We start from the raw sequence: 24,480 nt of genomic DNA, 5'->3' as shown, positions 1-24,480 counted from the left end.
AAGAACCTCCTGAGTTGTTTACCTCTATTATAGCATATACTGAATCAAACTAACTATCACATTTCTTCTCACTTTAACTAAAGACTAAGACTTTAATACTTCGTCTCGGTTTTTATATATTTTTCAAGCAACAAAGCCACCACTCCCCAGCAATGCAAGTGCAAAATCCCCTATAATGTGATAAAATAAAAGAGAGAACTCTATTAAGGAGGAAAACATGAAAAAACAAACCATCGCCGTCTTGGGGCCTGGTTCTTGGGGAACTGCCCTTTCACAAGTCTTAAATGACAATGGACACGAGGTACGTATTTGGGGAAATCTTCCCGAGCAAATCAATGAAATTAATACACACCATACTAATAAGCACTACTTTAAAGATGTCGTCCTAGATGAAAATATCATTGCCTACACTGACTTAGCAGAGGCATTAAAAGATGTGGATGCGATTTTGTTTGTTGTCCCAACAAAAGTGACACGACTTGTTGCCCAACAAGTTGCAAAAACCTTAGACCATAAGGCTATCATCATGCACGCATCAAAGGGATTAGAACCTGATAGCCATAAACGATTATCAACCATCCTTGAAGAAGAAATTCCTGAACAGCTCCGCAGTGATATTGTCGTTGTTTCAGGACCTAGCCATGCAGAAGAGACCATTGTACGTGATCTGACTTTAATCACTGCTGCTTCTAAAGATTTACAAACAGCTCAATACGTTCAAGAGCTCTTTAGCAATCACTACTTCCGACTTTATACCAATACGGATGTTATTGGAGTTGAAACTGCTGGTGCTCTTAAAAATATTATCGCTGTCGGTGCCGGAGCTTTACATGGTTTGGGATTTGGTGACAATGCTAAGGCAGCCATCATCGCTCGAGGTTTGGCAGAAATCACCCGCCTAGGGGTGGCACTCGGTGCCAGTCCATTGACCTATAGTGGCTTGTCTGGTGTAGGAGACTTGATCGTAACGGGAACCTCCATCCACTCTCGTAACTGGAGAGCTGGAGATGCCCTTGGTCGTGGAGAATCCCTAGCTGATATCGAAGCCAATATGGGAATGGTGATTGAAGGAATTTCAACGACTCGAGCAGCCTACGAACTAGCGCAAGAACTTGGAGTCTATATGCCCATTACACAAGCCATTTACCAAGTTATCTACCACGGAACCAATATCAAAGATGCCATTTATGACATCATGAACAATGAATTTAAAGCAGAAAATGAGTGGTCTTAACCCTCTAGAGAAAGGATTCTTATGGCACTGAAAGTTAGAAAAGCAGTCATTCCTGCCGCTGGACTAGGAACTCGATTTTTACCAGCAACCAAGGCTCTTGCCAAAGAAATGTTGCCAATTGTAGACAAACCAACTATCCAGTTCATCGTGGAAGAGGCTCTCAAATCAGGTATTGAAGATATTCTGGTTGTCACTGGTAAATCAAAACGTTCTATTGAGGACCACTTTGACTCAAACTTTGAGCTTGAATACAATCTTAAGGAAAAAGGCAAAACGGATTTGTTAAAATTGGTAGATGAAGCAACTGGTATGCGCCTCCATTTCATTCGCCAAACTCACCCTCGTGGTCTTGGAGACGCTGTCTTACAAGCCAAAGCTTTTGTGGGGAATGAACCCTTCGTTGTTATGCTGGGTGATGACCTTATGGACATCACAGACGAGAATGCCGTTCCTTTGACAAAACAACTGATGAATGATTACGAAAAGACACACGCATCAACCATTGCTGTCATGCCTGTACCACACGAAGACGTTTCATCATATGGAGTTATCGCTCCTCAGGGGGAAGGGATTAATGGTCTCTATAGCGTTGAAACTTTCGTTGAAAAACCAGCTCCAGAGGAGGCTCCAAGTGATCTAGCTATTATCGGTCGTTATCTGCTCACACCAGCAATTTTTGAGATCCTCGAAAATCAAGCTCCCGGTGCTGGAAATGAAATCCAGCTTACCGACGCTATTGATACCCTTAATAAAACACAACGTGTTTTCGCCCGTGAATTTACAGGAGCTCGTTACGACGTTGGGGATAAGTTTGGCTTTATGAAAACATCTATTGACTACGCCCTCAAACATCCACAAGTCAAAGATGACTTGAAAGATTACCTCATCCAACTGGGAAAAGAATTGGCTGAGAAGGAATAATACTCTTTGAAAATCTCTTCAAACCACGTCAGCGTCGCCTTACCGTAGGTATGGTTACTGACTTCATCAGTTCTATCCGCAACCTCAAAACAGTGTTTTGAGCTGACTTCGTCAGTTCTATCTACAACCTCAAAGCAGTGCTTTGAGCAACCTGCGGCTAGCTTCCTAGTTTGCTCTTTGATTTTCATTGAGTATAAAATAAAAAGATAAGGTTCAAAAATCGCCTTATCTTTTTTCATTACACAAATTTTCATCCCATTCCCTTGTAGAGAAGTAAGACAGCGAGTCCTACGAACAAGACTACCGCTCCTAATCTCTGACTAGCGCTATACATCCGTCTTTCTCCTCTAACTGGAAAGATAACTGCTAGAAATGCGCCACCAACTGCACCTCCGATATGACCTGCTAGACTGATTCCTGGAATCAGAACACTTCCAATAATGTTAACCACAAAAAGTGTCAGATAGGATTGACCTAGCTGTTGGATATAAGGATTGCGAGTTGCATAGCGAAGAACAATAATTGCAGCAAATAGCCCATAGAGAGAAGTCGAGGCTCCTGCTGCTAAGGATTTGGGACTAAATACAAAAACAAAGAGATTGCCCATCATTCCTGATAAGAGATAGAGAAAGAAAAACGGCTTGGAACCAAAAATCTCCTCTACTTGCCTACCAAGATAATAGAGCGAAAGCATATTAACAATGAAATGCTCCCACCCAATATGGACAAAAATGGCAGAGAAGAGACGCCAAACCTGCTCAGGAAAGAGACGAATGACAGGCCCGTACATGGCTCCAAATTGAAATAAGGTATCCGCCCTGTAAAAGTTTCCTCCTGTGGTCACCAACATTAGTAGAAATACCAAGGCCGTCACTAAGAGGAAGAAACTCGTCACAGGGTAACGCCTATCAAAGATTTCTTTCATCAATCAGTACCTCCTGAACAGGAATATCATGGTTTTCAGGGATAAAGTCCTGAACTTGATAATGATAAACCGTACTCAAAGTATGACCAGAAAACTGTTCCAGATAGCGGTCATAATAACCTCCACCGTATCCAATCCGATAGCCTTCCATCGTAAAAGCCAGCCCTGGAACATGAATCAAATCAATCTGAGAGGCATCCACTACTTCCAAATCTCCCTGTGGTTCCAGTAAGCCAAAGGATGTTTTGACCAGTTGTTGCGGATCATAGACCACAAAGTCCATGCGCCCCTTGGGATAGGTTTTGGGTATCAGAACCTTCTTGCCGTCCTTCAGCGCCTGCTCAATCAGTTCCTGCGTTTGAAACTCATGAGGAAAAGAGAGGTAGGTTGCGATGACCTTAGCTTCTTGGTAGAAGGGATGTTTCAAAAATTGATCCGTTAAAGCTTGATCCATAGCCTGTTTTTGCTCTCGAGGGATAGCCTTCATTTCTTGCAAAATTTTCTTGCGTAGTTCTGCTTTCATAGACAAGCCCTCTACTCTGCTGCCTTCTTTTTCAGGAAACTAGAAACCGCATCAACCCCAATAGCTAGTGCCTCTTCCTTAGGGCTCATCTGAGGGTGATGAAGAGCGTAGGGACTATCGATACCTAGCCAGAACATAACGCCATCAACTTTTGAAAGGAGATAACCAAAGTCTTCACCTGTCATAGCAGGTTCGATATCAGTCAACTCAATTCCCTCTTTTTCTTCAAAGAAGTCCATCAGTTCACGCGCCAAGGCTGGATTGTTCTCAACAGGTAGGTATCCACCTTGTTTGAGTTCCACTTCAACTTCCATACCAAAGGATGCTGCAACCCCTTCTGCAACTGCTTTGACCCGCTTTTGCACCAAGAGACTCATATCTTGAGTCAAGGCCCGAATAGTTCCATGTAAAAAGGCTGTGTCTGTGATAACATTGTTGGTTGTTCCAGCCTGAAAAACGCCAAAGGTCACCACTGCTCCCTCGATTGGGTTGACATTGCGGCTGACAACTGACTGCACTTGAGTCACAAAGTAACTAGCCGCCACCAAGGCATCATTAGCTTCATGAGGAAAGGCTGCGTGGCCACCTTTTCCTTTGAAACGGATCTTCACCTCGCAAGTTCCTGCAAAGAGTGTATGAGTATTAGTCGCAATCTGGCCAACCTTCAAATCTGGTCGAACATGAAGGCCATAAAATTGGTCTGGCAACCAGTCTCCAAAAGCATCAGCCTCATACATGAGCATGCCACCAGCTTCATTTTCTTCAGCAGGTTGAAACAGAAAGAGCAGATTATTCTTTGGTTGCTCCTCAAGGGCTCGCTCAAGACAGCCCAAGGCAATAGTCATATGAAAATCATGGCCACAAGCGTGCATACGACCTTGGTGCTGGGAAGCGAAAGGAAGGCCTGTTTGTTCGACGATAGGCAGGCCATCAATATCTGTTCGCCAACCAATGGTACGCTCTGGCTGACTTCCCTGCAAATAGACCAAAATCCCTGTCCGCCAAGTACGAACTTGGACAAAATCCTTGCCTGCAGTCAATTTCTCAATCACATCCAGCAGATAAGCCTGAGTCTTGAACTCCTCCAAGCCAATCTCTGGAATCTGGTGCAAATCTCGTCTAGTCTGAATCAAATCTAACATCTATCTATCCTCCTATATAGCAGAAAGAGGCTGGAAAAAGGGTCCCGCCTCTATTTTTCTTTTACAAATCACAAGGTACGAAGCGCATCCTCTAGCGCTGTTTTTTGTTGGGTTTGGGCATCAATCTCTTTGATAATACGAGCTGGAACACCTGCCACCACCACGTTTTCTGGGACATCTTGGGTAACAATAGCTCCTGCTGCGACAACTGAACCACTACCGATTTGGACTCCTTCGATAACTACTGCATTGGCACCGATGAGAACATTGTCTCCAACACGGACTGGTTCTGCACTAGCTGGCTCAATCACACCTGCAAGAACGGCACCTGCACCAACATGACTGTTTTTCCCAACAATAGCACGGCCACCAAGGATAGCCCCCATGTCAATCATGGTTCCTGCACCGATTTCAGCACCGATATTGATGACTGCTCCCATCATGATAACAGCATTGTCACCAATTTCAACCTGATCACGGATAATCGCACCTGGCTCGATACGAGCGTTGATGTCACGTTTGTCTAGCAAAGGAACTGCAGAATTGCGAGCGTCTTGCTCAACAACATAGTCTTGATTTTCTACCAAGCCATCGAGAAGCGGAGCAACATCTTTCCAGTCTCCAAATAGGACATTCCCTAGTTTAACAACAGAGCTTGGTACAGCAGTTGCGAGTTTCCCCTCAAAGGTTACTTTCACACTGGTTTTCTTTTCAGCATTAGCGATAAATTGGATAATTTCTTGTGCGTTCATTTTTGTAGCAGTCATAAAAGGCCTCTCATTCTTTATAATGATAACTATTCTACCAAAAAAGGCCTCAAATTTGAAGCCTTTTTGTCTGTTTTTAGGTATGATTTTTTAGGGATGTGAGATAAAACGTGCTGTCGGTAAAAGCAAGCCCCTACCGATACAACCTAAAAACAATCTTCACAACTATCTCCCCGTGTTTTATTGACTATTCTAGTATAGCACACTTTTAGAATTAAGAAAAGACTTTTTATCTACTTTCTTTCGCTTCTTCTACCGATAGGAAAATCATGGGCAAAATAATCAAGGCCATCGCTAGAAGAAGGGACCAATCCACTACCAATCCTAAGAACAAAACACTCAAGAGAGCAGAGGAGAGAGGTTCACTGGCACTGATAACAGAAACTACCAAAGGAGAGACCAAGGACACTGCCTTCATGGAGATGAAAAAGGCAAAAGCCGTCCCAAAGAAAGCGATAATGAGGCAAATCAAGATACTCCAAATATCAAGAGTAAAGGAAAGCTGATACACTGGCGAGAGGACATTGCTAAACAAACCTGCCAAAATCATCCCCCACCCAACCGTAGGAACAAAACCATAACGCTTAGCAAAAGGTTGGGGCAAGATAACATTAAACATAACACCCATGGCACTCAGCAAACCCGTTATAAGAGCTAGTGGCGTCATGGATAACTGAGAAAGATCGCCTTTTGTCGCCATCAAGCCAACACCCAGCATAGCAATCAAAACATAGAAAATAGCACTTTTCGACGCTCGTTTTTTATAAATTAAGCGATTGTAAAAGAGGATAAAGACAGGACTGATAAACTGTAAAATAGTTGCTGTCGCAGCATTTGAGTATTCTACACAGAGATAGAAAAAATACTGAACTGAAAAAATCCCTAAAATAGCATAAGCTAAAAAGGGCAGGTAATTTTTCTTATCTCGCCAAATATCTAGCACTTGCAATTTTAATTGCATCGCAGACCAAATGAGAACAAGACTTCCTGCCAGCGTCAGACGCATAGAGGTAATCCAACCAGAAGACACCTGATAATGAGTAAAGAAATACTCTCCTAGAATCCCACAGATTCCCCATATCAAGCCGGATAGGAGCGAATAAATGGTCCCTTTAACAATCTTTTTCTGATACTGATTCATACCTTTATTGTAACACGAAAGGAAAAAAGAAAAAAGTGGCAATCCATTGATTCGCCACTTCATTTAGCACAGTTTATAGAACTTATCGTCTCGCCCTTGAAGAAGAAGGTCGTGTAGTACTTGAGTTACTGCTATCACTAGAGCTACTACTTGAACTGCTGGAGCTTGATGGAGTTGGTAGACTCCCCACGATGCTAGACCAAGCATTCTGATAATCCGCATCACTTCCACCAATAGCAAAGCGATAACTGGTCGTTGGCGCTCCTGTCTTATTAGCCCAATAGCTGGTAACAGTCGAACCTGTAACATCTACCTCTTTTCCTTCAACAGAAACCTTCCCTGGTTTTTGACCTGTTGATTTCAAGACTTCGGATTTTACGACACTAGGATCTAAAGCGAAGCGCTCGTTCCCCCAAATGCTTGGTGAGGCTTGCTGAATCGCATTTACCAGATGAGCCATGTAATTAGAGTTATTGGAATAACCTGCTCTACGTGACAATGAATGATTATCATCATGCCCAATCCAGCCACCTAGGGTTAATCTAGGTGTCGAAAGCATGAGCCACATATTTTCGTCTTGGTTGGTTGTCCCAGTCTTCCCAATCCAATCTGCATTAGCTAAAGTAGGATTTAAAGAAGTCAGGTTAGCCTTGAAGGTTGTTGTCACACGAGAGGATAGAACTTCTCGCAACAAGCCCTGCATAATTGTCGCAGTAGCTTTTGAATAGACTTGAACCGGTTTATCCTGATACTCATACACCACTCTACCATCTGCTGCTTCAATTTTAGAAATCACATGCTTCTGATGATAAACTCCATTATTAGCCAAGGTCTGATAGCCATTGGTATGCTGGGCAACTGTGACTTCAATACCACCACCCATTGGCAAGCTCTCAATACCGTACTCAGGAATCTCGTAACCCATCTTTTCCATATAACCCTTGACATCAACACCCTTTTCACGGAGCATACGATAGGTCCAGTAAGCAGGAATATTCCATGAATAGTTCAGAGCTTCTCCCAAGGTCATCATTCCTGTTCCCTTGCTATTAGCATACATAATCGGATTACCATTAGCAAAATTTGTTGGATAGTTAGATAGAATCGTTTCGCTTCCCATCAAGCCCTGGTCAATAGCAATACCGTAGGCCAGCAAGGGCTTGGTAGTAGAAGCTGGCGAACGTTTGGTATCAAAGGCATGATTATTTTGATTTTCTTGATAATTACGACCACCTACAAAGCCTAGAATAGCACCTGTTTGGTTGTCCATCAAGACATTCCCTACTTCTACACGACCTGTTCCATCGTCTAAAAGATAGCCATAATCAGCAACCGCATTTTGCATGGCAGAATGAATTTTCTGGTCTATGGTAGTAGTAATCTTATAACCACCATTTTCAATTTCCTTGGCTGCCAAATCACGATAAAACTTCTGAGTTGCCTCATTTTTCAACTCCTTAGCGGAGACATTGTCTCTCTGAGCTAGATAGTCATACATACGTTCTTGAGCTTCTGCCAAAGTTGTAAAGTATAAATAGTCTCGTGAAATTCCTGTGACCGTGCCCGATGGTAAAAAGTCCTGTTTAAGGTCATAATCCTTGTACTGAGAATACTCGTCTTTGCTTAAGGCACCTGTACGATACATACTGTAAAGAACTGCCTTAGCCCGTCTTAAGCCAATTTCTAGGTCTTCATCACTCTTCAACTCCCCAGTATTTTCATAAGGAGAGTAGGTAATGGGACTCTGTGGAAGTCCTGCTAAAAATGCTGCTTGAGGAACCGTCAACTGACTGGCATCTACACCGAAAATCCCCTCAGCTGCCTGCTGAGCTCCTGCAATATTCTGCCCCTTATTATTTCGGCCAAAGGGAGCCACATTGAGATAGGTCGTTAAAATCTCATCCTTATTCATGGCACGTTCCAAGGCAAGAGCATCCACAATCTCTGTCGCCTTACGAGCCAAGGTCGGCGCATCCCCAACCACCTGCTGTTTAATCAGTTGCTGGGTCAAGGTTGAACCCCCACTAGAGGAACCCAAACCTACAAATTTCCCCAAGGTCGCACGAATCACCGCCTTGGGCACTACACCCTTATGTTCTTTAAAGTGTTCATCTTCCGTCGCAATGATAGCCTTCTTCAGATTTTCCGAAATTTGCTCAGATGAGATAGAAGTGCGCAACAAATCACTCTCTATGGAAGCAATCACCGTCCCGTCCGAATAGGTAATCTCTGAAATAGAAGAGATGTCCTTGACCTGATTCACCAATTCTTCTGTCTGAGGCACCCGAACCTTGTCAAATAAGGCCACTCCGTACCCCAAAGCAATCCCGGCTCCCAACATTCCTCCTATAAAACCAAGCACAAAGAGTAAGTTAAATAAGGCTTTTATACTTAGTAAAATAGCTGGAAAAACGGCTGACTTATCTAAGGTTTTAGATTTTTTGGTACTTGAACCTTTCTTGCCAGGTCTAGCTGATTTTTTATTTTTTTGTTTTTGCTGGAAAAATTCCAGCATTTTTCGTTTTAATTCATTTAATTGATTTTGCATGGATTTCCTCACTCTATCTATTATACCATAAAAGGGAAACTTTCAATAAAATGGTAAATTCCCAAACTAACTTCCACCGTTAATCCAAGTGGAAGTTAGTCTGATAAAAATCGTAAAAACCAGTGGAAATCCGTGTCAGGGTAAGTTCCACTGGTTTTAATCATGCTTGATTTTATTGCTTTTGTAACCAAAATGAATCGAAAAAAAGAGCGCACAAAATCCCCTTATCTGAAAGCGTTTCAGATTAAGTTCCGCTATGGTGGAAGTTAGTGTGAGACGTTTGAATGCGGTTAAAGATTAGTTTTTAGAACTTATGTTGGAGTAATGTAGAAGACTGACAAACGTCTTCTGCAGGTATTTTAGAAATGCCTAGAAGCTTAGGAATTTCTTCTCCATAGGTAAAGACAAAGAGTTCATAGGCTGACTTTCCATTCAAAGCAGCACGTTTGACGCTGTTGACATGCGAACAAACGAGATTGATGTCCTCTTGAGTTAAGTTGTCAAAAGAAGTTCCTTTAGGTAGAATGTCGCGAATCAGCGTGTGATTTTTCTCAATTCTGCCTTTCTGGTCAGAGCGATTAGGGTCACAAAAGAATAGCTTACTCTCTCCTCGCACATCCATTTCGATGTCATCAACCCTTGCAAACTCTCCACCATTATCGGTAAGAATGACAGGAAAGAGTTGGAAGAAATCTTTGTCCGCTTGGTGAAGAGTGTTCTTAATATCATAGAGGTGTTTGGTAACCTCAAGGGCAGTTTTATTATCCAGAAGTCTAGCGAAGATAAAGTTACAGAAAGATAGATTGAAGGTGAGTAGGACTTTACCTCCCATTCTACCCATAACCGTATCCATTTCCAGCCAAGAGTCTAGTTGATTCAGTGCTAAATAGTTTTGGAAATCCTCATAGGAACGGCCTTTTTTAGCTTCTTTAGGGATGGAAGGTAGCTTACTTTTCCGTCTTTCTTTGAATTTAACGGCTCTGGCAAGATCAATCGGAGCGATAGACAGGTAACCTTTTCGGATGTGTCGATAGACAGTCGAGGAGCTAACATCAAGGTTATGAGTTTTCAGAATATGATAGATGTGTTGTCCTTTTTTAACCCCATCAGAAATGATTTTGTCCATATCCCAGAAAGTCTGAGAATTAAGAGGAGTTCCTTCACGAGATTCAACAAGAGTTTGTTCGTACTGTTTTTGAGCTTGTTTAGCGAGGTAGAAGATCTTCTTATAGCCACAATTCTGTCTTCTTTTAGGACATCCATTACAGACAAAGGGAGCCTTATCGAGTAAAGGGCAAGGAAGGTTGTTAGAGGTAGAGTATCTAATTTGTTTGTTTCGTTTGACTTCTTTAGAAACAGTAGTCGGGTCTTTTAGAACAAGTTGCCCGATAGCTTTGAAGGTTTCACCGCGCTCTAAGCCCAATTGGATATCATTACGGTCTGAAAGGGTAAGGTGTTTATGTTTTGTCATAGTGAGCCTCGTTTCTAACTCAAACGTCTCATACTTAATTCCACCATAAAAATCCGTTTTAGACTAATTTCCACTTTGGTTAGGCAAGTGGAAGTTACTTTGAGAAGTTAGCCTTTCAATAAAATAGCCACTTTCTTCCCTATTCTGCTAGGCTATTGCCCGAGTTTATGATACAATAGGTAGAAACAATAATTTTAAAAAGGAGAAAAGACACATGCACATTTTTGATGAGCTAAAAGAGCGTGGTTTGATTTTTCAAACGACTGATGAAGAAGCTTTGCGTAAAGCCCTAGAAGAAGGTCAAGTTTCTTATTATACTGGCTACGATCCAACTGCTGACAGCCTTCACCTAGGCCACCTTGTCGCAATCTTGACAAGTCGTCGCTTGCAACTAGCAGGTCACAAACCTTATGCGCTCGTTGGCGGTGCTACTGGTCTCATCGGAGATCCGTCCTTCAAAGATGCTGAACGTAGTCTCCAAACAAAAGACACAGTAGATGGCTGGGTCAAGTCTATCCAAGGACAACTTTCTCGTTTTCTTGATTTTGAAAATGGCGAAAACAAGGCTGTCATGGTCAACAACTACGACTGGTTTGGCAGCATCAGCTTCATTGACTTCCTCCGTGATATCGGAAAATACTTCACTGTCAACTACATGATGAGCAAGGAATCTGTGAAAAAACGAATTGAAACAGGAATTTCTTACACTGAGTTCGCTTACCAAATCATGCAAGGTTACGACTTCTTCGTTCTTAACCAAGACCACAACGTAACGCTTCAAATCGGTGGTTCTGACCAGTGGGGAAATATGACAGCTGGTACCGAATTGCTTCGTCGTAAAGCTGACAAGACTGGCCACGTAATCACAGTACCGCTTATCACAGATGCAACTGGTAAGAAATTTGGTAAATCAGAAGGAAATGCCGTCTGGCTTAATCCTGAAAAGACTTCTCCATACGAAATGTACCAATTTTGGATGAACGTTATGGACGCAGACGCTGTTCGCTTCTTGAAGATTTTTACTTTCTTGTCACTTGATGAGATTGAAGACATCCGTAAACAATTTGAAGCAGCTCCACACGAACGCTTGGCACAAAAAGTCTTGGCTCGTGAAGTCGTTACACTTGTTCACGGAGAAGAAGCTTACAAAGAAGCCCTCAACATCACTGAGCAACTCTTTGCAGGAAACATCAAAAACCTTTCTGTCAAAGAGCTCAAACAAGGACTTCGTGGTGTGCCAAACTACCAAGTACAAGTAGATGAAAATCACAATATCGTGGAACTGCTCGTGTCATCTGGTGTGGTTAACTCAAAACGTCAAGCCCGTGAAGATGTCCAAAACGGAGCTATCTACGTAAACGGCGACCGTATCCAAGACCTTGACTATGTCTTGAACGACGCAGATAAGCTTGAGAACGAACTGACTGTTATCCGTCGCGGGAAGAAAAAATACTTTGTACTGACTTACTAAACTGTTCAACATTTACCTATAGAAAAAAGGAGTTGCCCTCGAGAAAGGTAACTCCTTTTTGTTGTTGATAATCACATCTATCTAGCCTTAATAGACAGGCTACGCAGGACTATGCGTAAGGTTGTTAGATTATGTAAGATAGAGAGATTTGAAGGACTGAGCCAATTAAACAAGCCAAAGCCAATCAAACTACTATTTACGACAACGGTATCTTGAATATTCTTCTTGATGAGTGTTTGCAAAGATGATGATAGCCAATCCAACTCTTGGAAGAAATCCAAACGATTATCTAACAATAAGATATCGCTCATCTGCTTAGAAATATCTGCACTCTCATTCATCACCACACCGATATCTGATAGGGTTAGAGCAGCTGAGTCATTCAACCCATCCCCAACCATCAAAATAGTGTGACCTGCTTTCTGCAGTTCCTCTACTAACTCAAATTTCCCATCAGGTTTCAAGTCTGTATAGACCTGATCAAAGGGCAAATCTTTGACTAATTCCTCTGTTCTAACCAAGGTGTCCCCTGTTGCCAGAATCAATTTTTTCCCTTGTGCCTTAAGTTTCTCCAAGGCTGCTTTTGCTTCTTTTCTCAAAGGAGTATGAATACAGAACATTCCAATCAATTCATTCTGATAAGCCAAGAATAAGAGATTGTAGTGACTCTTGTACTCTTCAATTAAAGCATGTTGTTCTGAACTGATATGAATCTGTTCATCCTGCATCAAGACATAATTCCCAATAAGAACTGGTTGCCCATCTATATGAGATTTAATCCCCTTGCTTGCGATATATTGGAGTTTCCCATGCATTTCCTCATGTTCAATTCCCTCTATCTCGGCTTGCTTGACGATGGCATTAGCAATAGGATGATAAATGTGTTCCTCAAGACAGGCACTGATTCTGAGAATATCTTCCTCACTATAGTCCCCAAAAGGTAACACCTTTTCAACTATCGGATAGCTAGTTGTGATTGTTCCCGTCTTATCAAACAAGAAAGTATCAACTTCCAGATATTTCTCCAGAACATCCCCATCCTTAATCACCATTTCACGATTCAACCCCTCCTTGATAGCTGTCAAATAAGCTACAGGAGTAGAGATTTTCAAAGCGCAGGAGAAATCGACCAATAGGAAAGAAATAGCCTTCGAAAAAGAACCTGTCAATAGGTAAGTCAGCCCAGCCCCCAAGAAATTATATTTGACGACCTTGTCCGCCATCTTGATGAAATAGCGTTGTTTCGTTTTCTTGTTTTCTTCAGATTTCTTCATCAACTCAATCAGCTGTAAAATACGGCTGTTCATCTGATTATCGGTTACACGAATGCGTAGCTCCCCAGTCTCCAAGACTGTGTTTGCACAAACCGAATCAGACTCTCTTTTTTCAACTGGAAAACTCTCTCCCGTCAAGGAACTTTCGTTGACCATACCTAAACCTGAAACTACTTGTCCATCAAACAGAATTTCATTTCCTTGAGATAGGACCAAGACATCTCCTATTTGAACGTCGGAACTCTTGATACTAACGACCGTATCGCCCTGTACTAAGAATACATCGCTCTCTTTTGCAAGAAGACTCTGTTCTAAATCTGTTGCAGTTTTTTTCAAGGACCACTGATCTAAATGATTCCCCAAATCAAGCATAAACATGATATTGCTAGCTGTCTTAGATTGGTTCATAAACAAGGACAATAAAATCGCCGAACAGTCCAAAACCTCCATCGTTAGTTCCTTACGCGCTAGTGTTTGATAGGCTTCTCTAATATAACCAAAAGCCTGATAACAAGTCCATATATAGCGAATAGGATACGGCACAAAACTACGAAAAAGTATACGCTTAATCGCTGCACCTGAAACTATAGAATAAGCACTCTCTTCTCTACGAATGGGAAGAGTCATCAACTCAGAAACATTCCCTTTATCAATTCTTTTTAAAAAGGCTTCTGCATTATCTAATACAGAAAAGCCTTCTTTTATACGTAGAGTAAAGTGCTGTTGATCCATGTAAAACTGGATAGACTCAATCCCCTTTTCATCTCTCGCCAAGGAACGAAGATAGTCTTGAATATCCAAGGTGAGTGAAAAAGAAGATGATAGTCGGATATGTTGGTATCCTCTATGTAGCACTTTAAAAGACATATTATTCTCCTATAAGGCTATCTAATTGCTCTTCTTTTTTCTCTTGCTCGTACAAATATTTGGCATCTTGCAAGACATCGTCTCCATGTTGCTTCACAACAGAAACAGATGCGTCTAGCCCGTCTTTCAACTTGTAAGCCTTAGCCAAAGCTTTAGAATAACCTTTTTTAGCTTCCTTACTTGCCAAGATTTTCAAACCAAGGGTACCAAATGCAACTCCACCTAAAAAGAGTGATGATTTTTTCGCAACTTTTGCGACGGTCAATACTTCTTTTAACATACTTATTTCCTCCTAGCTATTATTATATAACAATTTAGATATAAAAGCAATTTAATTTTGGCACTTTGAAAAGTAATTATACTACTATTTAATTTTATTACAAATCATCCTAAAGTTGCTTTCATTTGCCTCTTTTGATACACTTAAACTATGAATACAAATCTCAAACCTAAACTCCAGCGTTTTGCTTCTGCGACTGCCTTTGCCTGCCCTATCTGCCAAGAAAATCTGACTCTGGTAGAGACTAGTCTCAAGTGCTGCAACCGTCATTCTTTTGACTTGGCTAAATTTGGCTATGTCAATCTGGCACCTCAAATTAAGCAATCTGCTAACTACGACAAGGAAAATTTTCAAAACCGCCAACAAATCCTAGAAGCTGGATTTTACCAAGCTATTCTAGAGGTCGTCTCTGATTTACTTTCAAGCTCAAAAAATGCCAAAACAATTTTAGATATCGGTTGTGGTGAAGGTTTCTACTCTCGTAAACTCCAAGAAAGTCACTCTGAAAAAACTTTCTATGCCTTTGACATCTCCAAAGATTCAGTCCAAATCGCTGCCAAGAGCGAACCCAACTGGGCAGTCAACTGGTTCGTTGGTGACTTGGCTCGTCTTCCTATAAAAGACGCTAGCATGGATATCCTGCTTGATATCTTCTCACCTGCCAACTATGGAGAATTTCGTCGCGTTTTATCCAAAGACGGTATCTTGATAAAGATTATCCCAACTGAAAATCATCTCAAGGAAATCCGTCAGAAGGTACAAGACCAGCTGACAAACAAGAATTATTCTAATCAAGAAATCAAAAATCATTTCCAAGAACACTTTACCATCCTATCTAGTCAAACGGCCTCTCTTACTAAGACTATCACAACAGTGCAACTCCAAGCCCTACTCAGCATGACCCCTCTCCTATTTCACGTTGACCAGAGCAAGATTGACTGGAGCCAACTGACAGAAATTACCATTGAAGCAGAGATTTTGGTTGGGAAAGCACTCTAAACTATACTTCCCAAAGGTATAAAACTTACCGAAAATCTTCAATATTACGAAAACGCATAAGAACAGGTGGTCAAAAACCTTAATCTTATGCGTTTTGTTATAGTTTCCATACACATTAAGGGGAAATATTTGAAATCAGTTCTTTTAATAACCATTGAATACCATATAGTACATTTACCCCAAATATGATATAGGCCGTATAAATCAAGTATTTCGATTTTTCCCGCCTTAAAGAATAGATCTTGTACAAGATAAACAAATTTAAAATAATAAATAACAGAGACAAAATCTTCCCTCCAAAATCAATCATAAAAGTAGGCAGTCAAGCATAGTTCTAATCTTTATTTTCGATTCGAGATAACAAACTTATCAATAAATAGCAAGTGAAATAAGGCAAGTGTAATTCCAAATAAGCACCCATGATAAGAGATTTCTTGATGGGTAAGGGGGAAAAGAGTATCATTACCCGCCAAGAGGCAGGTCAAAATGATAAATAAAATCCAAAATAAATCCGTCCATTTATATTTTGAAAAATATTTTTTCCACATAAAAACACCTTCTTTCCTACAATTATATTATAATACTTTATGTAATCGAATACAAGGGGTATGAGGTTGAAAGAGAGTAAAAAGCAGTATTTAAAGCCTTCACTGTATCTATGATTTCTATCTTTTTAAGACAAGATTGACTCAAATCTACATCATTAAAAAAGCGAATTTCAATCGAAACTCGCTTTTTTACAAAATGTATTAGTATAAATTTGTATCTTAGTTCAAGTGCCAGATATCTTCGTTATACTGAGCAATTGTACGGTCAGATGAGAAGAACCCTGCTTTAGAAATGTTAACGATGACTTTATCCAACCATGCGTCACGGTCTTCGTAGTCAGCCAACATTTGCTCTTTCACTTTGATGTAATCTTCTAAGTCAAGAAGAGTCATGAACCAGTCTTTGTTGATCAATTCATTGTAAAGACGTTCCAAGCGCTCTTTATTTCCAGCTGCAAGAACTGCATCGCTAACGATGAAGTCAACCAATGGTTTGATAGCTTTACGAGCGTAGAATTCGCTTGATTTGTAAGCTGCTTTTGCGTAAAGGTCGATAACAGTTTCTGAATCTTCACCAAAGATGTAGATGTTTTCGTCGCCAACCAACTCAGCGATTTCCACGTTAGCTCCGTCCATAGTACCAAGAGTCAAAGCTCCGTTCAACATGAATTTCATATTACCAGTACCTGAAGCTTCTTTAGAAGCAAGTGAGATTTGTTCTGAGATATCACATGCTGGGATAAGGAAGCTTGCTGCAGTAACGTTGTAATTTTCAACCATAACTACTTGCAAGTGTGGAGCTACTGCTGGATCGTTAGCGATAACTTCTGACATGCAAAGGATCAAGTGGATGATGTCTTGAGCGATTGTGTAGGCTGGAGCTGCTTTACCACCAAAGAAGATTGTGATTGGGCGAGCAGGGATGTTACCAGCTTTGATGTCAAGGTATTTGTGGATCACGTACAAAGCGTTCATTTGTTGGCGTTTGTACTCGTGAAGACGTTTGATTTGGATGTCAAAGATAGAGTTTGGATTAATTTCCACACCTTGGTGTTCTTTCAAGTGACGAGCCAATTTACGTTTGTTGTGAGCCTTGATGCTTTCCAATTTTTCTTTGACAGCTGCTTTGTCTTCATAAGACAATAGTTTTTCAAGCTCATCAGCTTCATGGTGCCAACCTTCTCCAAGAATCTCATCCAAGTAGTGAGACAAGCTTGGGTTAGCATGCATGAGCCAACGACGGAAAGTGATACCGTTTGTTTTGTTGTTGAATTTTTCTGGGTAAAGGTCGTAGAAGGCTTTCAACTCAGAATTTTTCAAGATTTCAGTGTGAAGTGCCGCAACCCCGTTAACGCTGTATCCGTAGTGGATATCCATGTGAGCCATGTGAACACGTCCGCTCTCATCGATAATTTGAACAGCTGGATCTTTGTATTCTGCTTTCACACGACGATCCAATTCTTCGATGATTGGTACCAAGTGAGGAACCACTTCTTGCAAGAATTCAAGAGGCCATTTTTCAAGGGCTTCAGCAAGGATTGTGTGGTTAGTGTAGGCAGTCATGCTACGAACGATTGAGATTGCTTCGTCAAGCTCGATACCACGTGCAGTCAAAAGACGGATCAATTCAGGGATAACCATTGATGGGTGAGTATCGTTGATTTGGACAACTGCGTAATCAGCAAGGTCATGCAAGTTGCTTCCTTTTTCGATTGCTTCGTCGATGATCAATTGCGCACCGTTTGAAACCATGAAGTATTGTTGGAAGATACGGAGCAATTCACCTTGACGGTCACTATCATCTGGGTAAAGGAAGAGAGTCAAGTTGCGAGCGATGTCTGTCTTGTCAAAGCTGATACCATCTTTAATAATAGAAGAATCAACTGAATCCAAGTCAAACAAACGCAAGCGGTTCTTCGTTTCTGTCTTGTAACCAGGAACATCAATATCATAAAGAGTTGATGTCAAAGTAAAGTCTGCAAATGGCACTTGGTAGCTACGGCTTGAGCGAACCAACCAGTTTTGCTCTGTCAACCATGCATTTGGAATTGTTTCTTGTTGGTTGTTTTTAAGAACTTGTTGGAAAAGACCAAAGTGGTAGTTAAGACCAACACCGTCACCATTCAAACCAAGAGTAGCAATTGAGTCGATAAAGCAGGCAGCTAAACGTCCCAAACCACCATTACCAAGAGATGGTTCTAATTCAACTTCTTCAACTTCGATCAAGTCTTTACCTGCAGCAGCAAGTTCTTTTTTGACATCGTCGTAAAGACCAAGGTTGATCAAGTTGTTTGACAAGAGTTTACCAATCAAGAACTCAGCTGAGATGTAGTAAACTTTTTTCTTACCAGTGTTAACTGGTTTTTGGCTACTTGCAAGCTTGCTGTAGTTAAGAAGAGCAAGGTAAAGCTCTTCATTGCTACATTCTGCAATGGTTTTATTGTAACGATTTTGTACAAATTCTTGTAGTGATAACATGTTTAAGATGTCTCCTGATATTGTATTATTTCTTTAATTCTACCAAATTTTCATTGATTCGGCGATAGATTGTTGTTAAGTCAAGCAAACCTTCCTCAACAGCTGGTGTCAATTGCTCTTCAGTCATACGCCAAGACCAGTTTCCACCAAGGGTAGATGGGAAGTTCATACGAGCCGCCTCATCCAATTCTAGCAAATCTTGCATAGTTGCAATTGCCATGAAGCTAACTGATGAAAAGACTGTACGAAGCATAGCATGTGGCACTGTTTCGTATTCTTTACGGTTCGTGTAACGAGCCATGTACTCACGAGTCGCATCATCAATCTCGTTACGGTACCAACCAAGAACCGTATTGTTATCGTGAGTTCCTGTGTACATAACTGAGTTAGCAGGTGCCAAGTGTGGGCTATCGATGCTTTCGTCTTCTGGGTTGAAGGCAAATTGAAGAATCTTCATTCCTGGGAAGCCAGTACGTTCACGCAATTCGATAACTTCATCTGTCATGAAACCAAGGTCTTCTGCGATGATGTTTAGCTCACCAAGTTCTTCCTTAACGGCTGCAAAAAGCTTGTAGCCAGGACCTTTCACCCACTCACCAGGTGCTGCTGTATCAGAACCAGCAGGGATTTCCCAGTAAGATTCGAAACCACGGAAGTGGTCGATACGAACGATGTCATAGATTTTGAAGCTTTCACGCAAGCGTTCAATCCACCATTTGTAACCGTCTTTGTCCATTGCTTCCCAGTCATAGATTGGGTTACCCCAAAGCTGACCAGTTGCAGAGAACTCATCTGGTGGGCATCCTGCGATGCAAGTAGCCTTACCGTTGACATCTGTCTTGAAGAGATGTGGATTTGCCCACATATCGCTTGAATCTTCCGCTACGTAGATTGGCATGTCTCCAACGATTTCGATGTGATTGTCGTTAGCATATGCTTTCAATTTTAACCATTGTTGGAAGAAGAAGTATTGAGTCACACGGTGGTAAACCAACTTGTCTGCCAATTGCTCACGGTAGCTTTCAAGTGCTGAAGCTTTACGAGCACGAGCATCTGCATCTGGCCATTCAGTCCAAGCAAGATTTTCAAAATGCTCTTTGATAGCCATATACTCAGCAAAGAGCTCAAGCCATGATTGGTTGTCTTGAGCAAATTTCTCAAAATCTTTAACATCTCCGACTTCAAAGAAACGTTTCACCGCTTTTTCTAAAAGAGGACGACGTGCATAGTAAATCTTAGCATAGTCAACTTCAGACGCATCGCTACCAAAGTCAACTCCTTCAAGGTCACTTGCTTCCAACAAACCTTGCTCCACCAAGATATCCAAATCGATAAAATGAGTGTTTCCTGCGAAGGCTGAGAAAGACTGGTAAGGAGAATCTCCGTAACTAGTTGTTCCTAATGGAAGGATTTGCCAGTAACGTTGTTTTGTACGAACCAAGAAATCAACGAAGTCGTAAGCACTTTGACCAAATGATCCGATTCCGTATGCTCCTGGAAGAGAAGAGATGTGCATCAACACACCACTTTGACGTTTTTTCATAATAGCACCTCATGTGTTAAAATAATGGAACGTTGCGTATTTTAGTAGACGCAAACGTTTGCGTTACTTATAATTATACTCCTTTTCAAACATAATTGCAAGCGTTTTTAAAAAACTTTTTTGATTATTTTTAAGGAGATTAACCCATTTTAGCAAAGATAACTTATACTCAATGAAAATCAAAGAGCAAACTAGGAAACTAGCCGCAGGCTGTACTTGAGTACGGCAAGGCGACGTTGACGCGGTTTGAATTTGATTTTCGAAGAGTATTAAAACTATCTAATCCTAAAGTTTGAGCCTCATGAAACAGTCTACAAAGTGCAAATCTCCCTTAGAAAACTTGAATTTATATGTACGGAGGCACAAAGGTCTATAGAAAATAGATAGGAATTAGAAACAGGGAAGTAACCCCTCCTGATTTCCCTCTTTAGATAGATTCCATCTATTTTTTATTAAAAATACTGTATTCTTATCTATTTCACACTTTTCTTCTATTAAAAAGCAAAATCATGCTATCAAATCAAGCTTAAAATTTTTTTAAAATTTTTAACAAAAACACTTGCAACCGTTTTCTATTTGTGCTATACTAAGCTCATAAAGGAAAACGTTTGCGTTTTCCTTGTCAATAAAACTTGTTATTCTTTAGGAGGAATACACTATGTCATCTAAATTCACGAAGAGCGCTGCTGTGCTTGGAACTGTTACACTTGCTAGCTTGCTTTTGGTAGCTTGCGGAAGCAAAACTGCTGATAAGCCTGCTGATTCTGGTTCATCTGAAGCCAAAGAACTCACTGTATATGTAGACGAAGGATATAAGAGCTATATTGAAGAGATTGCTAAAGCTTATGAAAAAGAAGCTGGCGTAAAAATTACTCTTAAAACTGGTGATGCTCTAGGAGGTCTTGATAAACTTTCACTTGATAACCAATCTGGTAATGTCCCTGATATTATGATGGCTCCATACGACCGTGTAGGTAGCCTTGGTTCTGACGGACAACTTTCAGAAGTGAAATTGAGCGATGGTGCTAAAACAGACGACACAACTAAATCTCTTGTAACCGCTGCTAATGGTAAAGTTTACGGTGCTCCTGCCGTTATCGAGTCACTTGTTATGTACTACAACAAAGACTTGGTAAAAGATGCTCCAAAAACATTTGCTGACTTGGAAAACCTTGCTAAAGATAGCAAATATGCCTTCGCTGGAGAAGATGGCAAAACTACTGCCTTCCTAGCTGACTGGACAAACTTCTACTATGCATACGGACTTCTTGCTGGTAACGGCGGATACGTATTCGGTCAAAATGGTAAAGATCCTAAAGACATCGGTCTTGCCAACGACGGTTCTATCGCAGGTATCAACTACGCTAAATCTTGGTATGAAAAATGGCCTAAAGGTATGCAAGATACAGAAGGTGCTGGAAACTTGATCCAAACTCATTTCCAAGAAGGTAAAACAGCTGCTATCATCGACGGACCTTGGAAAGCTCAAGCTTTCAAAGATGCTAAAGTAAACTACGGAGTTGCAACTATTCCAACTCTTCCAAATGGAAAAGAATATGCTGCATTCGGTGGTGGTAAAGCCTGGGTCATCCCTCAAGCCGTTAAGAACCTTGAAGCCGCACAAAAATTTGTAGACTTCCTTGTTTCAACTGAACAACAAAAAACCTTATACGATAAGACTAATGAAATCCCAGCTAATACTGAAGCTCGTTCATACGCTGAAGGTAAAAACGATGAGTTGACAACAGCTGTTATCAAACAGTTCAAGAGCACTCAGCCACTGCCAAACATCTCTCAAATGTCTGCAGTTTGGGATCCAGCGAAAAACATGCTCTTTGATGCTGTAAGTGGTCAAAAAGATGCGAAAACATCTGCTAACGATGCTGTAACATTGATTAAAGAAACAATCAAACAAAAATTTGGTGAATAACAAATTTGTTCAAGGGGGGTGGAAATCAAATCCCCCTTTGAATTTATCAATAGAAACACAAATAATTTAGCTTTCTTATAAAAAAGCAGTATCCTATGAAAGGAGTTATTATGGAAAAGCAACAACCTAGTAAAGCAGCCCTGCTGTCTATCATTCCTGGGTTAGGACAGATTTACAATAAACAAAAAGCCAAAGGTTTTATCTTCCTTGGTGTAACCATCGTATTTGTCCTTTACTTCCTAGCACTTGCAGCCCCTGAATTGAGCAACCTCATCACTCTTGGTGACAAGCCAGGTCGTGATAATTCCCTCTTTATGCTGATTCGTGGTGCCTTCCATTTAATCTTTGTAGTCGTTTATGTACTCTTTTATTTCTCAAATATTAAAGATGCACATACGATTGCAAAACGCATTAACAATGGAATTCCAGTTCCACGTACCCTCAAAGAAATGATCAAAGGAATCTATGAAAATGGCTTCCCTTACCTTTTGATTATTCCATCTTATGTTGCCATGACTTTTGCGATTATCTTCCCAGTTATCGTAACCTTGATGATCGCCTTTACTAACTATGACTTCCAACACTTACCACCAAACAAATTGTTGGACTGGGTTGGTTTGACAAACTTTAGTAATATCTGGAGCTTGAGTACCTTCCGTTCAGCCTTTGGGTCTGTTCTTTCTTGGACTATCATCTGGGCTTTGGCAGCTTCTACTTTACAAATCGTAATTGGTATCTTCACAGCTATCATTGCTAACCAACCATTTATCAAAGGAAAACGTATCTTTGGTGTTATTTTCCTTCTTCCTTGGGCTGTCCCAGCCTTCATCACTATCTTGACATTCTCAAACATGTTTAACGATAGTGTCGGTGCTATCAACACTCAAGTATTGCCAATCTTGGCTAAATTCCTTCCTTTCCTTGATGGAGCTCTTATTCCTTGGAAAACAGACCCAACTTGGACTAAAATTGCCTTGATTATGATGCAAGGTTGGCTCGGATTCCCATACATCTACGTTTTGACTTTGGGTATCTTGCAATCTATTCCTAACGACCTTTACGAAGCAGCTTATATTGACGGTGCTAATGCTTGGCAAAAATTCCGCAACATCACTTTCCCAATGATTTTGGCTGTTGCGGCACCTACTTTGATTAGCCAATACACCTTCAACTTTAACAACTTCTCTATCATGTACCTCTTCAATGGTGGTGGTCCTGGTAGTGTCGGTGGTGGAGCTGGTTCAACCGATATCTTGATCTCATGGATCTACCGTTTGACAACAGGTACATCTCCTCAATACTCAATGGCGGCAGCTGTTACCTTGATTATCTCTATCATTGTCATCTCAATCTCTATGATCGCATTCAAGAAACTACACGCATTTGATATGGAGGACGTCTAAGATGAATAACTCAATTAAACTCAAACGTAGACTGACTCAAACCCTTACTTACCTTTACCTGATTGGCCTTTCAATCGTGATTATCTATCCACTTTTGATTACCATCATGTCAGCCTTTAAAGCAGGTAACGTCTCAGCCTTTAAACTAGATACTAATATCGACCTCAATTTTGATAACTTTAAAGGCCTCTTCACTGAAACCTTGTACGGCACTTGGTACCTCAACACTTTGATTATCGCCTTGATTACCATGGCTGTTCAAACAAGTATCATCGTACTTGCTGGTTATGCTTACAGCCGTTATAACTTCTTGGCTCGTAAACAAAGTTTGGTTTTCTTCTTGATTATCCAAATGGTGCCAACCATGGCCGCTTTGACAGCCTTCTTCGTTATGGCGCTTATGTTGAACGCCCTTAACCACAGCTGGTTCCTCATCTTCCTCTACGTTGGTGGTGGTATCCCGATGAATGCTTGGCTCATGAAAGGCTACTTCGATACAGTGCCAATGTCTTTAGACGAATCTGCAAAACTAGACGGTGCAGGACACTTCCGCCGCTTCTGGCAAATTGTTCTTCCACTTGTTCGCCCAATGGTTGCCGTACAAGCTCTCTGGGCCTTCATGGGACCTTTTGGGGACTACATCCTCTCTAGTTTCTTGCTTCGTGAGAAAGAATACTTTACTGTTGCCGTAGGTCTCCAAACCTTCGTCAGCAATGTGAAAAACATGAAGATTGCCTACTTCTCAGCAGGTGCTATCCTCATCGCCCTTCCAATCTGTATTCTCTTCTTCTTCCTACAAAAGAACTTTGTTTCAGGACTCACAAGTGGTGGCGACAAGGGATAATATATCCCCGCCACCCTTTTTCATTTTATACTCTTCGGAAATCTCTTCAAACCACGTCAGCTTCCATCTGCAACCTCAAAATAGTGTTTTGATCAACCTGCGGCTAGCTTTCTAGTTTGCACTTTGATTTTCATTGAGTATTAGCGATTGTTACTGTAAGTAAGATCCTTA

20 protein-coding genes are annotated in these 24,480 nt (G+C 41.0%); 7 read left to right on the top strand and 13 right to left on the bottom strand.

Translation table 11 applies throughout. The features are described 5' to 3' along the window. Window positions 1–217 precede the first annotated feature (217 nt). Window positions 218–1,234, top strand: a complete 1,017-nt coding sequence (locus HT679_RS10545) for an NAD(P)H-dependent glycerol-3-phosphate dehydrogenase (RefSeq protein ID WP_173214505.1) — start codon at window positions 218–220, stop codon at window positions 1,232–1,234. A gap of 21 nt (window positions 1,235–1,255) precedes the next feature. Then, a complete protein-coding gene (galU, locus tag HT679_RS10540; protein ID WP_173214503.1) occupies window positions 1,256–2,155 on the top strand; it encodes a UTP--glucose-1-phosphate uridylyltransferase GalU in 900 nt (299 codons plus the stop codon). Here galU and HT679_RS11495 read toward each other — a convergent pair. The 8 genes from HT679_RS11495 to HT679_RS10500 all read right to left on the bottom strand — a co-directional run bounded on the left by HT679_RS11495 (window position 2,113) and on the right by HT679_RS10500 (window position 10,672). After that, on the bottom strand, window positions 2,113–2,394 hold the full coding sequence (locus HT679_RS11495; protein WP_240149597.1) for a hypothetical protein: 282 nt from the start codon (window positions 2,392–2,394) through the stop codon (window positions 2,113–2,115). The two genes, galU and HT679_RS11495, sit on opposite strands and share 43 nt — an antisense overlap. An 11-nt stretch (window positions 2,395–2,405) precedes the next feature. After that, window positions 2,406–3,080, bottom strand: a complete 675-nt coding sequence (locus HT679_RS10530; RefSeq protein ID WP_173214501.1) for a rhomboid family intramembrane serine protease — start codon at window positions 3,078–3,080, stop codon at window positions 2,406–2,408. Beyond that, complete coding sequence (locus tag HT679_RS10525; protein ID WP_173214499.1) at window positions 3,064–3,603, bottom strand: 5-formyltetrahydrofolate cyclo-ligase; 540 nt, start codon at window positions 3,601–3,603, stop codon at window positions 3,064–3,066. The genes HT679_RS10530 and HT679_RS10525 overlap by 17 nt, the downstream gene beginning before the upstream one ends. Before the next feature lie 11 nt (window positions 3,604–3,614). Beyond that, complete coding sequence (locus tag HT679_RS10520) at window positions 3,615–4,745, bottom strand: N-acetyldiaminopimelate deacetylase (RefSeq protein WP_173214497.1); 1,131 nt, start codon at window positions 4,743–4,745, stop codon at window positions 3,615–3,617. 68 nt (window positions 4,746–4,813) lie between these two features. Further along, window positions 4,814–5,512 carry a 2,3,4,5-tetrahydropyridine-2,6-dicarboxylate N-acetyltransferase gene (dapD, locus tag HT679_RS10515; RefSeq protein ID WP_173214496.1) on the bottom strand — a complete coding sequence of 233 codons (699 nt, stop codon included), beginning with the start codon at window positions 5,510–5,512 and terminating at the stop codon, window positions 4,814–4,816. Between the two features lie 229 nt (window positions 5,513–5,741). Next, window positions 5,742–6,653, bottom strand: a complete 912-nt coding sequence (locus HT679_RS10510) for a DMT family transporter (RefSeq protein WP_173214495.1) — start codon at window positions 6,651–6,653, stop codon at window positions 5,742–5,744. Window positions 6,654–6,735: 82 nt separating this feature from the next. Continuing rightward, window positions 6,736–9,201 carry a penicillin-binding protein PBP1B gene (pbp1b, locus tag HT679_RS10505; protein WP_173214494.1) on the bottom strand — a complete coding sequence of 822 codons (2,466 nt, stop codon included), beginning with the start codon at window positions 9,199–9,201 and terminating at the stop codon, window positions 6,736–6,738. A 304-nt stretch (window positions 9,202–9,505) separates the two neighbouring features. Further along, entirely contained in the window at window positions 9,506–10,672 is a 1,167-nt protein-coding gene (locus tag HT679_RS10500) for an IS30 family transposase (RefSeq protein WP_173214493.1), read from the bottom strand. A gap of 214 nt (window positions 10,673–10,886) precedes the next feature. Here HT679_RS10500 and tyrS point away from each other — a divergent pair, with 214 nt between their 5' ends. Further along, the gene (gene tyrS, locus HT679_RS10495; protein WP_000546889.1) at window positions 10,887–12,143 is read left to right on the top strand and encodes a tyrosine--tRNA ligase; all 1,257 of its coding nucleotides are present in this window, start codon (window positions 10,887–10,889) and stop codon (window positions 12,141–12,143) included. 77 nt (window positions 12,144–12,220) lie between these two features. Here the strand turns inward: tyrS and HT679_RS10490 are convergent, their stop codons facing one another. Then, the gene (locus tag HT679_RS10490; RefSeq protein ID WP_173214492.1) at window positions 12,221–14,284 is read right to left on the bottom strand and encodes a heavy metal translocating P-type ATPase; all 2,064 of its coding nucleotides are present in this window, start codon (window positions 14,282–14,284) and stop codon (window positions 12,221–12,223) included. A gap of 1 nt (window position 14,285) precedes the next feature. Then, window positions 14,286–14,564, bottom strand: a complete 279-nt coding sequence (locus tag HT679_RS10485) for a DUF6110 family protein (RefSeq protein WP_000910910.1) — start codon at window positions 14,562–14,564, stop codon at window positions 14,286–14,288. Window positions 14,565–14,714: 150 nt separating this feature from the next. Between HT679_RS10485 and HT679_RS10480 the strand changes: the two genes are divergently transcribed. Then, window positions 14,715–15,563 (top strand): putative RNA methyltransferase, encoded by an 849-nt coding sequence (locus HT679_RS10480; protein ID WP_173214491.1) that lies wholly within the window; start codon window positions 14,715–14,717, stop codon window positions 15,561–15,563. Between the two features lie 341 nt (window positions 15,564–15,904). Here the strand turns inward: HT679_RS10480 and HT679_RS11490 are convergent, their stop codons facing one another. From HT679_RS11490 to malQ, 3 genes are all read right to left on the bottom strand, one after another. Then, a complete protein-coding gene (locus HT679_RS11490) occupies window positions 15,905–16,111 on the bottom strand; it encodes a hypothetical protein (RefSeq protein ID WP_240148998.1) in 207 nt (68 codons plus the stop codon). 219 nt (window positions 16,112–16,330) lie between these two features. Continuing rightward, window positions 16,331–18,589: a glycogen/starch/alpha-glucan family phosphorylase gene (glgP, locus tag HT679_RS10475; RefSeq protein ID WP_173214490.1), complete on the bottom strand. Its 2,259-nt coding sequence runs from the start codon at window positions 18,587–18,589 to the stop codon at window positions 16,331–16,333. Window positions 18,590–18,614: 25 nt separating this feature from the next. Further along, window positions 18,615–20,132: a 4-alpha-glucanotransferase gene (gene malQ, locus HT679_RS10470; RefSeq protein WP_173214488.1), complete on the bottom strand. Its 1,518-nt coding sequence runs from the start codon at window positions 20,130–20,132 to the stop codon at window positions 18,615–18,617. 658 nt (window positions 20,133–20,790) lie between these two features. Here malQ and HT679_RS10465 point away from each other — a divergent pair. The 3 genes from HT679_RS10465 to HT679_RS10455 all read left to right on the top strand — a co-directional run bounded on the left by HT679_RS10465 (window position 20,791) and on the right by HT679_RS10455 (window position 24,309). After that, the gene (locus HT679_RS10465) at window positions 20,791–22,062 is read left to right on the top strand and encodes an extracellular solute-binding protein (protein WP_173214486.1); all 1,272 of its coding nucleotides are present in this window, start codon (window positions 20,791–20,793) and stop codon (window positions 22,060–22,062) included. 110 nt (window positions 22,063–22,172) lie between these two features. After that, window positions 22,173–23,465, top strand: coding sequence for a sugar ABC transporter permease (locus HT679_RS10460; protein WP_173214485.1), 1,293 nt, complete (start codon window positions 22,173–22,175; stop codon window positions 23,463–23,465). Between the two features lies 1 nt (window position 23,466). Next, window positions 23,467–24,309 (top strand): sugar ABC transporter permease, encoded by an 843-nt coding sequence (locus HT679_RS10455; RefSeq protein ID WP_004236955.1) that lies wholly within the window; start codon window positions 23,467–23,469, stop codon window positions 24,307–24,309. The last annotated feature ends 171 nt before the right edge of the window (window positions 24,310–24,480 follow it).

This window comes from Streptococcus sp. 4886, assembly GCF_013276485.1.
Classification (GTDB): domain Bacteria; phylum Bacillota; class Bacilli; order Lactobacillales; family Streptococcaceae; genus Streptococcus.
Note: the sequence above shows the minus strand (reverse complement) of the source record. Positions and strands in the feature narration are given on the sequence as shown.

Coding starts and splice junctions, on each gene's coding strand:
- HT679_RS10545 (WP_173214505.1), top strand. CDS start 218: ATGAAAAAACAAACCATCGCCGTCTTGGGGCCTGGTTCTTGGGGAACT.
- galU (WP_173214503.1), top strand. CDS start 1,256: ATGGCACTGAAAGTTAGAAAAGCAGTCATTCCTGCCGCTGGACTAGGA.
- HT679_RS11495 (WP_240149597.1), bottom strand. CDS start 2,394: ATGAAAAAAGATAAGGCGATTTTTGAACCTTATCTTTTTATTTTATAC.
- HT679_RS10530 (WP_173214501.1), bottom strand. CDS start 3,080: ATGAAAGAAATCTTTGATAGGCGTTACCCTGTGACGAGTTTCTTCCTC.
- HT679_RS10525 (WP_173214499.1), bottom strand. CDS start 3,603: ATGAAAGCAGAACTACGCAAGAAAATTTTGCAAGAAATGAAGGCTATC.
- HT679_RS10520 (WP_173214497.1), bottom strand. CDS start 4,745: ATGTTAGATTTGATTCAGACTAGACGAGATTTGCACCAGATTCCAGAG.
- dapD (WP_173214496.1), bottom strand. CDS start 5,512: ATGACTGCTACAAAAATGAACGCACAAGAAATTATCCAATTTATCGCT.
- HT679_RS10510 (WP_173214495.1), bottom strand. CDS start 6,653: ATGAATCAGTATCAGAAAAAGATTGTTAAAGGGACCATTTATTCGCTC.
- pbp1b (WP_173214494.1), bottom strand. CDS start 9,201: ATGCAAAATCAATTAAATGAATTAAAACGAAAAATGCTGGAATTTTTC.
- HT679_RS10500 (WP_173214493.1), bottom strand. CDS start 10,672: ATGACAAAACATAAACACCTTACCCTTTCAGACCGTAATGATATCCAA.
- tyrS (WP_000546889.1), top strand. CDS start 10,887: ATGCACATTTTTGATGAGCTAAAAGAGCGTGGTTTGATTTTTCAAACG.
- HT679_RS10490 (WP_173214492.1), bottom strand. CDS start 14,284: ATGTCTTTTAAAGTGCTACATAGAGGATACCAACATATCCGACTATCA.
- HT679_RS10485 (WP_000910910.1), bottom strand. CDS start 14,564: ATGTTAAAAGAAGTATTGACCGTCGCAAAAGTTGCGAAAAAATCATCA.
- HT679_RS10480 (WP_173214491.1), top strand. CDS start 14,715: ATGAATACAAATCTCAAACCTAAACTCCAGCGTTTTGCTTCTGCGACT.
- HT679_RS11490 (WP_240148998.1), bottom strand. CDS start 16,111: ATGTGGAAAAAATATTTTTCAAAATATAAATGGACGGATTTATTTTGG.
- glgP (WP_173214490.1), bottom strand. CDS start 18,589: ATGTTATCACTACAAGAATTTGTACAAAATCGTTACAATAAAACCATT.
- malQ (WP_173214488.1), bottom strand. CDS start 20,132: ATGAAAAAACGTCAAAGTGGTGTGTTGATGCACATCTCTTCTCTTCCA.
- HT679_RS10465 (WP_173214486.1), top strand. CDS start 20,791: ATGTCATCTAAATTCACGAAGAGCGCTGCTGTGCTTGGAACTGTTACA.
- HT679_RS10460 (WP_173214485.1), top strand. CDS start 22,173: ATGGAAAAGCAACAACCTAGTAAAGCAGCCCTGCTGTCTATCATTCCT.
- HT679_RS10455 (WP_004236955.1), top strand. CDS start 23,467: ATGAATAACTCAATTAAACTCAAACGTAGACTGACTCAAACCCTTACT.